Genomic DNA, 13,051 nt, shown 5'->3' with positions numbered 1-13,051 from the left:
AATAACTAACTTGATTATAACCAAAATAGAAGGAGAATTCAATGGCAACATTAAAAACAGAACATGATTTTGACTTGACCCGTAACTGGTACCGTAAATCCGTCTTTCTAGATGAACTCTGGCATGGCATGACCGTTGCAACGCTCAATAGCTATATTCGTCAGATGAAGGACAGCCCATACTCTTTCGGTATTAAAGGAACACATGGCAATGTCTTTATTCACTCAGAAGTCTTCGTGGCATGGTTTGACTACAAAATTGCCAATCAATATGTCGCAAAGATGGCGTAGGTAATACCTATGAGAGATAATAGTTCAAGAGTACTCATCATCAGTTCTTGGCGAACAGACCCTTATAAAGCAGGCAATGTCTTGGTGAAGTTCGCTATGCGATTTACCCACCCTATTACTAAAAAATCTCACAAGAAATACCTTTCTACAGGTGCTGGTAAAGGGTGGTTTACCACTAAGGCAAGACCAAGTAAAAAGACATCTTCTGGAAAAGAACGTCTTTTGGTCAGCGATATTAAAAACTCACAATTGATTACACAGGTCACGCAAGAACTGAACAAATTAGTTGATGACTATATCGCTGAGGTAACAGGTATTAAGCCTAAGAAAGCCAAGAGACTTTTAACCCTAGAAGAAATCGCTAAGCCCTATGATGAAGATGGAAGTCTTTATGGTAAAGCCTTTAAAGCATGGTATGAAAGGGTCAAACCAGCCAATAATACTCTTAAAACAAGGGTTACTATCTATAACCGCTATATCGTGCCTAATTTTGATACCAGAATGTCTATCACAAAATTTGCCTCTATGACAGAGGAAATTCAAAATCTAATCAATGCCTCTTCCATGCACATGGCAAGAAACCTGCATATTTATCTTAAGATGGTTTTTGATTGGTCAGTCGAAAACGGACAGATTACTCTTACACAAGACCCGATTGCCAACAATAAGGTTAAAAGGCGGGTTCTGACAAAGAGTGAGGAGCAAAACAAGAAACGTGAAGATATTGCAGAAAAATACCTAGAAGCAAGTGAGGTTAACTACGTTCTCCGACTGATAGAAAGCTGGACTAACCGTCCTGATAATCAACTTATCGCAGATGTGCTGAGAATGATTTTTCTAACAGGTATGAGACCAAGTGAAGTTCTGGGTTTGAATGAGGATATGCTTGATTTTGAGGAGAAGTGGATAAAGGTTCATTGGCAGAGGGCAAGCAAAAATAAATCAGATGAGGTAATGGAAGCACTTAATCTTGACGGAAAGGAACGCTACCGAGCAGACCTTAAGACCAAGGAAAGTGTCCGAACGATTCCAATGAGTCCTGAGGTAGAGAAAATTTTGCGACATTATATAGACAGAAATAAGTTTCAAGCTCAATTTAACCCTACTTATCAAGACCTAGGCTATCTCTTTACCAGAACCTATATCAGAACAGGTAATCGGCAAGGCTCTCCGCTTTATCATAATGAACTCTCACAATTCCTGAGAGGTGGTTCTAGTCAGTCAGCAAAATATAATAAAAAATCTGGTAAACCCTATAAGGACATAGATAGCTTCCTAGACTTTGGCAGACCGATTCATGTTATCCCTCATATGTTCCGCCATAGCTTTATCTCCATTATGGCTAGCGAAGGTATAGACCTCTCCACCATTCGAGAATTTGTTGGACACTCGGAGGATTCCAAGGAGATTGAGCGTGTCTATCTCCATGTGATTAAAAAGCAAAAAGACACCATGAGAGGAGCTGTAGAAAGGCTGGAAAAATTGATTAATAATAAGAACTAAGTGTGGAAAGGAGGATACTGCCTCCTTTTCTATTTGACATAGATATTTTTTTAGGATATAATTTAGTCTGTAATCAGACCAAAAGAGAGGTAAGGAATTATTTTGGAAACAGATTTTATGAAGCAATTATCAGTACAAGAGAAAGAATTCTCATCTCTTTATCGTGTCATGGCTAAGAATTTTGGGCTATCTGAGAGTAGCGTGTGGGTCTGTTATTTTTTATTAGTAAATAGTGGTGATATCACTCAGCAGGACTTGGTTGAACAGATGATGTTCCCAAAACAAACCATTCACTCTTCGGTAAAAAAGTTGAGTGCTGACCAATATGTAAGGGTGACGCCACTACCAAGTTCTCGTAAGAGCAAGAAATTGTCCTTGACTGAAAAAGGCAAAACTTATATAGAGATGACCGTTGCTAAAATGGTGGAAGCAGAAAAAGAAGCAATAAGGGCCATGGGGCAAGAGGATATGCAAAAATATGTTGAACTTCAAGGAAAATATCTAAGTCTTGTGAAGAATGAATTTACTAAAGCTGAGCTGTTAACTTTAACTGACGATATGGAGAATAATTGATGGAAACAGATAGTATTGAAATTTTTGGTGCTAAAGAGCACAATCTAAAAGACTTTGATGTGACGATTCCTAAGAATAAGCTAGTGGTTTTTGCAGGTGTTTCAGGTTCGGGGAAGTCTTCCCTTGTCTTTGATACGCTAGCAAGAGAAAGTAGTAGACAGTGGCAGGATAGTTATCCTCTCTTTTTACGGAACAAGCTACCTCACTATGAGCGTCCTCACGTAGACGAAATTAAAAATTTACCCCCATCTATCGTTGTCGATCAGAAAGCTTTAAGGACTAATACTCGTTCAACAGTCGGGACGGCTATGGACATTGCTCCGCTTATTCGTCTGCTGTTTTCACGGGTTGGTCAACCGAGTGCGGGTGGTTCAATGGCTTATTCTTTCAATCATCCTGCAGGGATGTGTCCTATTTGTACTGGGATTGGGAAGGTTTATCAGTTAATTGAGGATAAGATTTTTGATACCACAAAATCATTGAATGAAGGTGCTATTAATTTTAGCCAATTTTCGAGTGGCTGGCAGGCTTATCTTTACAAAAATAATCCTTTACTTGATGCAGATAAAAAGTTAGCTGATTTTTCTGAGGAAGAATGGCAGATTTTGCGAGAAGGAAGCGATGAAATAGTCAAGGTTGAATTTCGTTCTAATAATACGGGGAGTGTGGACCGTGTTGACTATGAAGGTGTCATTCCGCGTTTCTACCGCCTCTATCTGAAAAGGGATATTTCTAAGCTGAAAAAATCATTGCAAGAAGAAGTGCTATCTCTTGTCATTCAGGTACCTTGTGCCAGTTGTGAAGGCTCAGGACTAAACCCCAAGGCCTTAGCTTCTAAGATAAACGGGCATAATATTGTTGACTATATGAACTTATCAGTCAGTGAACTCTTGCCTTTACTTGAAGAAGTTGATAGTCCTTTAGGTCAATCATTAGTTGCACAAATCAAGTCAGCTATTAAGCGGATGGAGACGGTTGGGATTGGTTATTTATCTTTGTCTCGGAAGACAGAAACCTTATCAGGTGGTGAGATGCAACGGGTCAAGTTGGTGCGACACATCGGTTCCAGCCTAAGTAATGTCAACTACGTTTTTGATGAACCGACTGCAGGTCTGCACCCTCATGATGCCGAGAAAATCGGTCAGCTCTTGTTGGATTTAAGAGATAAGCACAACAATATTTTGGTTGTGGAACATAGCCGACAAATGTTAGCTTTAGCGGATGAAGTCATTGAATTGGGACCATTGGCTGGTCGGGAAGGCGGTAGGCTAATTTTTCAAGGAAGTCTTGTAGAGTTGCAAAAAGCTGACACCTACACAACCCGTGCCCTAAATCAACCACTTAGACTGAATCAAGACCCACTAGCTTGGACAGAATATTTTGCCATCAAAGATGCTACTGCAAATAATCTTAAACAGGTTAATACAAAAATCCCTAAGGGAATCTTGACCGCAGTAACGGGTGTCGCGGGTTCAGGGAAGAGCTCTCTGATTGGTGTCGAATTTATCGAAAATTACCCAGATGCCATTATCATCAATCAAAAACCTATTGGTACCTCCATTCGTTCCACACCAGCAACTTACTTAGGAATAATGGATGAAATTCGAAAATTATTTGCCAAAGCCAACAATGTAACCCCTAGTTGGTTTAGCTATAATTCAAAAGGTGCTTGTCCAATTTGCAAGGGAACTGGAAAAATCGTTTATGACATGGCTTTTGCGGATTCAGTTGAGGTCGTTTGTGAGGAGTGCGGGGGTCACCGTTATAATCCTAAAGCGCTCAGCTATCGTTATCAGAATTTCACAATTGAAGAGATTTTGAATCTAACTGTCGAAGAAGCATTAACAGTTTTTTCTTCGAACGATAAGATTTGTCAATCTCTGTCAGTCATGAAGGAAGTTGGCTTAGATTATCTGACTTTAGGTCAGCCTACAAGTACCTTGTCAGGTGGAGAAGTGCAACGGGTTAAGTTAGCTAGTAAGTTACAAGAGTCAGGACAAATCTTTGTTCTCGACGAACCAAGCACAGGTCTGCATAGTAAGGATGTTGAACAACTGCTTAGTTTACTAAGACGCCTCGTCAATCAAGGGAATACGGTTGTGATGATTGAACATCGCTTAGAACTTATTGCTCAAGCTGATTGGATAATTGATTTAGGACCCGAGGGCGGAAAGAATGGGGGGTATATTTTATTCGAAGGCAAACCAAGAGATATTATCAGTTGTGAAGAGTCTCAAACGGGGAAATATTTGAAAGAAATTTTAAATTTCAGTTAAAATACGTCAATTGCTTCTAATCAGACAAAAATCAGACAAAACCACATTATAAAAACAAAAAAAGCCTAGAAACGTTGATTTCATAGGCTTTTGGTATATTGTCTTACTTAACTTCTGTAAACACAACATGTTTGCGAAGTTTTGGTGAGTATTTCTTCAATTGAAGACGGTCTGGAGTGTTACGTTTGTTTTTAGAAGTAAGGTACAAGCGTTCACCAGATTCTTTGTGTTCAAGTGTAATATTTACGCGCATGGTATCTCCCTTCTATTATTCAGCTGCAGCAGCTTTAGCGATTTTACGTCCTTTGTAGTATCCTTTAAGTGATACACGGTGAGAACGTGAGTAATCTCCAGTAGTTTCGTCAAAGTTTACAGATGGAGCTGTTACTTTGTAGTGTGTACGACGTTTGTTTTTCTTCGCTTTTGAAGTGCGACGTGCAGGTACTGCCATTGTTTGTTTCTCCTTTTAGAATGTAATTCGATGCAATCTCATGATTTTCATCAACTTTAACAGTATAACAAAACTTTTTTGTAAAGTAAAGTTACTTGACAGAATTTTTTGATTTTCTTTTTGACAATAGCAAAGCTTTTTAGCAGTTGCATCTATTTTTGGGGTTATTATTCCAATATTCTGAAAATTTAAAAATTTTCTTCTATCCAATAGAGCCTAAGTGTGGTATAATAAAGCACAAAGATGACTACAATGAAAGGGAAAGACATGACAGATAAATTAGATACACGCCACAAAAGTAAGATTTATGACAGTATGGTCAAATCTCCTAACCGTGCCATGCTTCGCGCGACAGGGATGACGGACAAGGACTTTGAAACTCCAATTGTCGGAGTGATTTCGACTTGGGCAGAAAATACGCCTTGTAATATTCACCTACATGATTTTGGCAAACTAGCCAAGGAAGGAGTAAAAGAACAAGGTGCTTGGCCTGTTCAGTTCGGTACGATTACCGTAGCAGACGGGATTGCCATGGGGACACCGGGCATGCGCTTCTCTCTGACTTCACGCGACATCATAGCAGACTCTATCGAAGCTGCCATGGGTGGACATAATGTGGATGCCTTCGTCGCTATCGGGGGCTGTGATAAGAATATGCCTGGCTCCATGATTGCCATTGCCAATATGGATATTCCAGCCATTTTTGCTTATGGTGGAACTATTGCACCGGGAAATCTTGACGGGAAGGACATTGACTTGGTTTCCGTTTTTGAAGGTATCGGGAAGTGGAACCATGGTGATTTGACTGCTGAGGAAGTGCGCCGCATCGAGTGTAATGCCTGCCCTGGCCCTGGTGGCTGTGGCGGTATGTATACGGCAAATACTATGGCGACAGCTATTGAAGTTCTAGGTATGAGTTTGCCAGGTTCTTCTTCTCACCCAGCAGAATCTCAAGATAAGAAGGATGATATCGTGGAAGCTGGCCGAGCAGTTGTCCGTATGTTAGAAATGGGGCTCAAGCCGTCTGACATTCTGACTCGCGAAGCTTTCGAAGATGCGATCACAGTGACCATGGCTTTGGGCGGCTCTACCAATGCTACTCTGCACTTATTGGCTATTGCCCATGCGGCTAATGTGGAGCTGACTTTGGATGATTTCAATGTTATTCAAGAGCGCGTGCCGCATTTGGCGGATTTGAAACCATCTGGCCAGTATGTCTTCCAAGACCTATACAATGTCGGTGGTGTGCCTGCCGTTATGAAATATCTTTTGGCTAACGGCTTCTTGCACGGGGATCGAATCACTTGTACAGGTAAGACAGTCGCTGAAAACTTGGCTGACTTTGCTGACTTGACGCCAGGTCAGAAGGTCATTATGCCGCTTGAAAATCCAAAACGTGCGGACGGTCCATTGATTATCTTGCATGGTAATCTGGCACCAGATGGCGCGGTTGCCAAGGTATCAGGTGTTAAAGTTCGTCGTCACGTCGGACCTGCTAAGGTCTTTGACTCAGAAGAAGCTGCTATTGATGCAGTCTTGGCCGATGAAGTAGTCGATGGCGATGTTGTCGTGGTTCGCTACGTTGGTCCAAAGGGTGGCCCTGGTATGCCAGAAATGCTGTCACTTTCTTCTATTATCGTAGGGAAAGGCCAAGGAGATAAGGTAGCTCTCTTGACAGACGGTCGCTTCTCAGGTGGTACCTACGGTCTCGTTGTCGGACATATCGCTCCGGAAGCTCAGGATGGTGGCCCGATTGCCTACCTTCGCACAGGCGATATGGTCACGGTTGACCAAGACACCAAGGAAATTTCCATGGCAGTTTCTGAAGAAGAACTTGAAAAACGCAAAGCAGAAACAACCATTCCACCGCTTTATAGCCGCGGTGTACTTGGTAAATATGCCCATATGGTATCCTCTGCTGCTAAAGGTGCTGTTACCGATTTCTGGAAACCAGAAGAAACAGGGAAGAAATAGCCTATATATGACAAAAGAACCCGCTAGTTTTCCTAGCGGGTTTATTAATTTGGATGAATGTTCATCTTCTTATCTAGGACTAATCCCCAGCGCAATTCGTCCAAAGCGACTGATGCGGGTGATTTTCCACGCGGGCGACCAAGTGACTTCAACAGAGACAGTTTCGATGCCCTCGATTTGCTTAAGGGACTCGACGATTTCAATGGGAACGGTCTCGGTACAGTCGCAGGCTGTGTCTGTGAAGGTCATGACAATCTTGCAGTGGCCAGTCTCGTCAAGATTGATTTCATAGATGAGCCCGAGATTGTAGACATCGAGCTCGACTTCTGGATCGTAAATCGTTTCGAGTTTCTTAATGAATTCTTCTTGGATAGCTGCTGCTCGGTCATTGATTTTGATATCGTCTCTCATCTTCGGTCCTTCTTTCTCTATAGAATGGTGGTCTTATTTTCTCATAATTCTGACAATTTTTCAAGAAATTCTGGCGAATGAAAACGGATTTAGTCTATCGGAGGGAATTTTTCTGCTCTAACTCCTCAAAACATCTGATTTATGGTAAAATAATAGATATTATATAGTTGCAGAGGATTAGAAAATGAAATTACAAAAACCTAAAGGAACTCAGGATATCCTCCCTCAGGAATCTGCTAAATGGCAGTATCTGGAGGAGTTTGCTCGTAAGACGTTTAAAAAATACAACTATGCGGAAATTCGGACACCGATTTTTGAGCACTATGAGGTCATCAGTCGTTCTGTTGGGGATACGACAGACATCGTGACCAAGGAAATGTATGATTTCTACGATAAAGGGGACCGTCATATTACGCTACGGCCAGAAGGAACTGCGCCAGTCGTTCGTTCTTATGTCGAAAACAAGCTCTTTGCGCCAGAGGTTCAAAAGCCAGTTAAGCTTTATTATATGGGCTCTATGTTCCGCTATGAGCGGCCTCAGGCTGGTCGCTTGCGCGAATTTCACCAAATCGGAGTGGAGTGCTTTGGCTCTGAAAATCCAGCGACAGATGCAGAAACGATTGCTATGGCGGCTCAGTTCTTCAAGGAAATTGGAATTGGGCAGGTGACGCTGCAACTGAATAGTTTGGGCAATGCGGCGAGTCGAGCTGCCTACCGTCAGGCCTTGATTGATTATTTGACTCCGCTGAAAGACGGTCTTTCTAAGGATAGTCAGCGTCGTTTGGAGGAAAATCCGCTGCGGGTACTGGATTCGAAGGAAAAAGAAGATAAAGCAGCCGTTGCACAGGCTCCTTCGATTTTGGACTTTCTGGACGAGGAGAGCCAGGAGCATTTTGCGGCTGTCCGCTCAATGCTAGAGTCTCTGGGGGTTCCTTATGTCATTAACACCAATATGGTGCGCGGTCTGGACTACTACAATCACACGATTTTTGAGTTTACGACTGATGTGGCAGGCAGCGAACTAACTATCTGTGCGGGTGGCCGTTATGATGGCTTGGTTGACTACTTTGGTGGACCAGAAACCCCTGCCTTTGGTTTTGGTATGGGAATGGAGCGTCTCCTCTTGATTTTAGAAAAACAGGGAGTAGCTCTGCCACTTGAGACAGGTTTGGATGCCTATATTGCCGTTCTAGGTGAAGCTGCCAATCGCAGCGCTTTGGAGCTAGTACAGGCCCTCCGCAATCAAGGATTTGCGGCTGAGCGAGATTACCTGAACCGCAAGCTCAAGGCTCAGTTCAAGTCAGCAGATGTTTTCAGAGCGAAGACCATCATTACTTTAGGTGAAAGTGAGATCGAAAGCAACCAAGTTACTGTGAAGAATAATGAAACTCGTCAAGAAGTAGTGGTTGGACTGGATCAAGTTCAAGAAAACTATCAGGCTGTTCTCGAAGAATTAGGTTGTTAGAGAAAAACTTATTCTTTCTTAAAGACCGAGCTTTTTAAGGAATCTTGGAATATTACATTTTTGTTACACGACGAGCAAATAATGTAACAAATTGATAATATTTTGGTATAATGGATGTACTCTTACATAAATAAAGGAGAAAAAATGAAAAAATTGATGAAATTTGGCGTATTGCCTGCTTGTATTCTTTTGTTGGGAGCATGTTCGGCCCTGCCAAAACCACAGAAGAAAAACGCTGAAAACGTGAAGACAGAGCAGTCTTCATCTTCTACATCAGAAAAAGAAACCAATGAAAAGCGGATTGAAAAAGACGCAGATATTATCTTGCGTGCAGTCTTTACAGATCACTCTTCAGGTTTCACGACCTTGATGGGAACTTCTGTTGACAAATGGAAGAAAGGCATTACTCAGTCTTACGTTGATGAAAACCTATCTAAATATACGCCAGAAGAAAACTATACGCTTGACTTAAAGACAGAAAAATTCCCTCCATCAAAAATCTTAGAGTTATTTGACCAAGCACGTTTTAAAGTCTTGGCTACGATTGGCGATGATTTTGAAATTACTAAGGTTGAAGACGATGGAGAAACAGCAACGGTAACATTTAAGAGTCGTGCGATTGCGACACGTGATTTGGCCAATCTAATCAATATGACCAAAGCTAGTCTGTTTGAAAATGGGATTGAAGATGTAAAAGCCTTGGAAGATTCAACGGATCCAGATCTTGAGAAGCGTTTGGCTTTGGTAAATAACTTCCTCTTCTACTATGCTTTTGATCGTATGAATGAAGACTTTGGCTACATTGCGCCGCGTGAGTTTACAATGGAGTTAACGAAGACAAAAGAGGGTCGCTATATTCTCAATGACGAAAACTTTATTGAATTGCGTAAATCAATTTTTGTAAATGAGTATTCAGCAAATGGTGCGGAAACCCGTAAAGGAAACAAATCAACCGATTCTGGCTCTAAATCTGACTCAAGCTCCTCTTCATCTTCTGATAAATCAAAGATCTAATAGTTTGAAATAAGATTTAGGATCTCATTTACATAGATAACGGGTCTGGGGCTTTTTGTCTCAGACTTTTATTTTTCAACTAGCTTGAATTGGCGGAGGATATGAATGAAAGCAATTTATTTAAGCAAAGAAGACATGTTGGAAATCTGTCAAGATGGTGATAAGTATTTCTTGCGTTATCCAACTTTTAATATTACCTGCCCAGAAGTGGTGAAAGAAATCCCCAAAGAAGCTGCAGATAGTTACATGTCTGGAGAACATACTGGCAAAGAGTTGATGACTTATGCGCAATATGGTTTTTGGAAATCTAAAAAATAATATACACAAGAAGAGTTTGGTAAGCTCTTCATCGAAAATCATCCTTCCTTTATTTTGAAAAACCCTAAAAATAGTCGTCGTCTTTTCACAGCAGAAGAATTTAGACAAATCGTCACCCAAGCCATTGATTCAGAATTGGAACCAACGGCGCTTGATGCTATTGGTATAGTTGATAGTCATTTAGAGCTTCTTCTGGTGGATCCAGTTGGCTGGGAGGAAGAGATAGAAACAGTCCATCTGGAAATTCTGCAAGAAAAACTCAACAACTACATCTACTTCCTCGAAAGCAAGCAATATGTGGAGATATATGGCGATAGCTTTGCTAAAAAAATCATCCATATCACATTCCAGTATTCTCCATCAGATAACGGACTAGCCTTTTTAGCAGCTGTTCAGAAGGTATTGCAGAATACGGATATGAGTTTGAAGATCGAATTGCCAGAGTAAGATATAAAAAGAGAAGATGCTTGTCTTCTCTTTTCTAATCTTCAAAAGCCTTTGCAATCTTTTCTGGACTAGATTTATAATATGGTATAATGTAAAAAAGTGCTTTCTGATTAATGGCTAAAAAACTTGATATAGTAAGAGAACTATTCTATCAGTTTAGTTCATATCATTTAAAATTGAGAGGGTCGACTATGTTAACATTAAGCCATGTGATTGAAGATACCTACAATGTAGAGGTGGACTATTATACTCCTCTTACTATTGAATGTTCGAGTTTCCCCTCATATATACGAAAAGCTTACTTCCGTTTAGTAGGTGATAATAGCCTACTTGAAATTGGGATAAATCCAAATTCTTTTCGATTGATGAATATCATACTTGTCCAGGTATCAAATGTGACTTTAATGGATGACATGAGTCTAGAAGAAGTGGAAGAGATAGAAGGCATTCCTGTTTTTCGTGATACTGTCATGTTTACAAATGGACTACATGATAGTAGGCGGTCCTTTGATGTCTTTTTGTCTAAAGACTTTTTGAAAATACAGTTGCTTAATCCTAAGGAAACTATGTATCTGACTAATGGGAGAGCAAAATTAGGATTTTCTCAAGATGGAACACTCGTGAGCATCTTGCTCGTAGAACTGGCATGTCATGAATATGAACTTTTAAAAAATAGTTTTGAATAGCGCTCCAAAAGTCTATTTCCTTGAGTGCTATAAAACTAGACTTATTTGAATAAGGAGAAAAATGATTAGAGCAAAATATGGTGAAAATATTGTTGTCGCTTTTAAATACAAAAATCAGTATTCTTGGTATATTTCTGATTTGGAGTTATGGTATATTAATTACGAAGAAGCGGGATACGATTTAGATGAGATTTATAAGGATAGATTACGCTCTCCGATTTTACTGCCTGAGAATATTCTCTATTTTTTAGAAGATATGCAAAAATATAGTTGCGATCTGTCAGAGTTAAGGAAAGTCTTTGCTAATGAGTATAAAATGGATAAACTGAACGCTATTTATGATTTCGCCCCATCTTTATTTGTTGATATGGATAATTTGTTGTTGTACTCAAATTACGCAGAGTCTATTTCTTTTGAAGAGTATGTATCAGCTCCATGGATTGGGAAATATCAATATTTCCTAGATTTAATTCCAAGAGAATATTGGTTTTGGACGGAAATAGGGGAAAATGTGTTTGACAAAAATAAAACAAGTGAATAGAGTAAAGAAAATAAAGAAATAGAAGGAAATAAACAAAGGAAGAGACTCCGCTCAACAGTTATGGGTACGGTTATTCCCTTTAATCACTTTCTACTGGTCCCAGTTTGGCAAGAGAAAAAGCGATAGAAGAGGATCATCCTGAATGGAAGAAAATCAGAATAATCAATAAAACTGGTAATATGCTGAAAATTCATTAACATAAAAGAAGGCGCTTTATGGCCGTAGGAGGATAAGTGGTGAAAAGAGATAATATATTTATAGAAGAAAAAATTAATGAATTAATTAAGATTAACAACTTATCAATTGATGAGTTGGTTGAAGAATTGGAAAAATTAAAGCAAGGTATAAATCCCTACAAGCGTCCGATAGAAAAAGTTATCAGATCAGTACAACTTGATTATTCTGTTTGCCAAAAAGAGAATATGATAGCCACCTACACTGCAGGCTACTCTATTGAGAAATTCAGAGAAGAGTACCTTAAATTTGTTGATAGCCTTCTCCCTGTTTGGTTTAGTAATTCAGGATATGATGAGATTATCTGTGCCCTTTCCATTGGGATTCTTTTAGAGATTGACGGAGTGACTTTTGATAAATTGGTAGATTTGGTAAGGAAAGATGATCCAGAGGACTATTTAATCGATTACCTTATCCAGTCTCGTCATCCAGAGTGGACAATTCGGATAAACTATAATTTCCCAAGACCTTATGGCTTTACTCGGAAAATTATTGAAGAAGAGAATGCTGAACAGGCACTCAAACTACTGAAAGAATATGTAACTAAGAAATGGTATCCAGGACATAGGGATACAGGTTGGTATGACCTGCATAAAGAGAATATTGATAATTATTATGGTTACTGGTCCTTTGAATCTGGTGCTCTCTGCAAACTCAAGGGCTTGGATTACAAAGAATTGGAGGGTGTCCCGTATTTCCCCTATGATTTGGTTGCTGAAGGTGCAGAAGTCTAAAGTATACTAAGAGATAATTAAGTGATAGCATTAACGATTTACAGAAATATTGACTATCTCTATTAAAAATTACAAATGAAACTAAAAATAAGGAAGGTTTTAAGATGTCCCAAGAGAAATATTTACAGGTTAAA

The 13,051-nt window shown here is 39.9% G+C and carries 13 protein-coding genes and 1 pseudogene; 11 read left to right on the top strand and 3 right to left on the bottom strand.

Annotated elements, in window-relative coordinates:
- The first annotated feature begins 41 nt into the window (after positions 1-41).
- From A0765_RS02940 to A0765_RS02925, 4 genes are all read left to right on the top strand, one after another.
- Positions 42-290: a hypothetical protein gene (locus A0765_RS02940; protein WP_045760133.1), complete on the top strand. Its 249-nt coding sequence runs from the start codon at positions 42-44 to the stop codon at positions 288-290.
- Between the two features lie 9 nt (positions 291-299).
- A complete protein-coding gene (locus A0765_RS02935) occupies positions 300-1,793 on the top strand; it encodes a tyrosine-type recombinase/integrase (protein ID WP_045760134.1) in 1,494 nt (497 codons plus the stop codon).
- A gap of 117 nt (positions 1,794-1,910) precedes the next feature.
- The gene (locus tag A0765_RS02930) at positions 1,911-2,366 is read left to right on the top strand and encodes a MarR family winged helix-turn-helix transcriptional regulator (protein ID WP_257000791.1); all 456 of its coding nucleotides are present in this window, start codon (positions 1,911-1,913) and stop codon (positions 2,364-2,366) included.
- Entirely contained in the window at positions 2,366-4,642 is a 2,277-nt protein-coding gene (locus tag A0765_RS02925; protein WP_062004529.1) for an ATP-binding cassette domain-containing protein, read from the top strand. The genes A0765_RS02930 and A0765_RS02925 overlap by 1 nt, the downstream gene beginning before the upstream one ends.
- Before the next feature lie 103 nt (positions 4,643-4,745).
- Here A0765_RS02925 and rpmG read toward each other — a convergent pair whose 3' ends face one another.
- Both rpmG and rpmF read right to left on the bottom strand, forming a co-directional pair.
- Complete coding sequence (gene rpmG, locus A0765_RS02920) at positions 4,746-4,895, bottom strand: 50S ribosomal protein L33 (RefSeq protein WP_001265622.1); 150 nt, start codon at positions 4,893-4,895, stop codon at positions 4,746-4,748.
- Between the two features lie 15 nt (positions 4,896-4,910).
- Positions 4,911-5,093: a 50S ribosomal protein L32 gene (gene rpmF / locus A0765_RS02915; RefSeq protein WP_000290416.1), complete on the bottom strand. Its 183-nt coding sequence runs from the start codon at positions 5,091-5,093 to the stop codon at positions 4,911-4,913.
- 252 nt (positions 5,094-5,345) lie between these two features.
- Here rpmF and ilvD point away from each other — a divergent pair, with 252 nt between their 5' ends.
- Entirely contained in the window at positions 5,346-7,067 is a 1,722-nt protein-coding gene (gene ilvD, locus A0765_RS02910; RefSeq protein WP_371259499.1) for a dihydroxy-acid dehydratase, read from the top strand.
- Between the two features lie 69 nt (positions 7,068-7,136).
- Here ilvD and A0765_RS02905 read toward each other — a convergent pair whose 3' ends face one another.
- Positions 7,137-7,478, bottom strand: coding sequence for a metal-sulfur cluster assembly factor (locus A0765_RS02905; RefSeq protein ID WP_015606018.1), 342 nt, complete (start codon positions 7,476-7,478; stop codon positions 7,137-7,139).
- 184 nt (positions 7,479-7,662) lie between these two features.
- Between A0765_RS02905 and hisS the strand changes: the two genes are divergently transcribed.
- The 6 genes and pseudogenes from hisS to A0765_RS02875 all read left to right on the top strand — a co-directional run bounded on the left by hisS (position 7,663) and on the right by A0765_RS02875 (position 12,917).
- Positions 7,663-8,943 (top strand): histidine--tRNA ligase, encoded by a 1,281-nt coding sequence (gene hisS / locus A0765_RS02900; RefSeq protein WP_062004528.1) that lies wholly within the window; start codon positions 7,663-7,665, stop codon positions 8,941-8,943.
- A gap of 144 nt (positions 8,944-9,087) precedes the next feature.
- Positions 9,088-9,957: a hypothetical protein gene (locus A0765_RS02895; protein WP_062004527.1), complete on the top strand. Its 870-nt coding sequence runs from the start codon at positions 9,088-9,090 to the stop codon at positions 9,955-9,957.
- Between the two features lie 105 nt (positions 9,958-10,062).
- Positions 10,063-10,722: pseudogene (locus tag A0765_RS02890) on the top strand (DUF6572 domain-containing protein).
- A gap of 191 nt (positions 10,723-10,913) precedes the next feature.
- The gene (locus A0765_RS02885; protein ID WP_062004617.1) at positions 10,914-11,408 is read left to right on the top strand and encodes a hypothetical protein; all 495 of its coding nucleotides are present in this window, start codon (positions 10,914-10,916) and stop codon (positions 11,406-11,408) included.
- 61 nt (positions 11,409-11,469) lie between these two features.
- A complete protein-coding gene (locus A0765_RS02880; RefSeq protein WP_062004526.1) occupies positions 11,470-11,949 on the top strand; it encodes a hypothetical protein in 480 nt (159 codons plus the stop codon).
- A 233-nt stretch (positions 11,950-12,182) separates the two neighbouring features.
- The gene (locus tag A0765_RS02875; RefSeq protein ID WP_371259497.1) at positions 12,183-12,917 is read left to right on the top strand and encodes a PoNe immunity protein domain-containing protein; all 735 of its coding nucleotides are present in this window, start codon (positions 12,183-12,185) and stop codon (positions 12,915-12,917) included.
- The last annotated feature ends 134 nt before the right edge of the window (positions 12,918-13,051 follow it).

This window comes from Streptococcus cristatus, assembly GCF_001588905.1.
GTDB classification, from domain to species: Bacteria; Bacillota; Bacilli; order Lactobacillales; family Streptococcaceae; genus Streptococcus; species Streptococcus cristatus_N.
This window is presented reverse-complemented; position numbering and strand designations above follow the sequence as displayed.

Bases quoted from the DNA above. Each gene is read 5' to 3' on its own strand.
- A0765_RS02940 (WP_045760133.1), top strand. From the start codon at position 42: ATGGCAACATTAAAAACAGAACATGATTTTGACTTGACCCGTAACTGG.
- A0765_RS02935 (WP_045760134.1), top strand. From the start codon at position 300: ATGAGAGATAATAGTTCAAGAGTACTCATCATCAGTTCTTGGCGAACA.
- A0765_RS02930 (WP_257000791.1), top strand. From the start codon at position 1,911: ATGAAGCAATTATCAGTACAAGAGAAAGAATTCTCATCTCTTTATCGT.
- A0765_RS02925 (WP_062004529.1), top strand. From the start codon at position 2,366: ATGGAAACAGATAGTATTGAAATTTTTGGTGCTAAAGAGCACAATCTA.
- rpmG (WP_001265622.1), bottom strand. From the start codon at position 4,895: ATGCGCGTAAATATTACACTTGAACACAAAGAATCTGGTGAACGCTTG.
- rpmF (WP_000290416.1), bottom strand. From the start codon at position 5,093: ATGGCAGTACCTGCACGTCGCACTTCAAAAGCGAAGAAAAACAAACGT.
- ilvD (WP_371259499.1), top strand. From the start codon at position 5,346: ATGAAAGGGAAAGACATGACAGATAAATTAGATACACGCCACAAAAGT.
- A0765_RS02905 (WP_015606018.1), bottom strand. From the start codon at position 7,478: ATGAGAGACGATATCAAAATCAATGACCGAGCAGCAGCTATCCAAGAA.
- hisS (WP_062004528.1), top strand. From the start codon at position 7,663: ATGAAATTACAAAAACCTAAAGGAACTCAGGATATCCTCCCTCAGGAA.
- A0765_RS02895 (WP_062004527.1), top strand. From the start codon at position 9,088: ATGAAAAAATTGATGAAATTTGGCGTATTGCCTGCTTGTATTCTTTTG.
- A0765_RS02885 (WP_062004617.1), top strand. From the start codon at position 10,914: ATGTTAACATTAAGCCATGTGATTGAAGATACCTACAATGTAGAGGTG.
- A0765_RS02880 (WP_062004526.1), top strand. From the start codon at position 11,470: ATGATTAGAGCAAAATATGGTGAAAATATTGTTGTCGCTTTTAAATAC.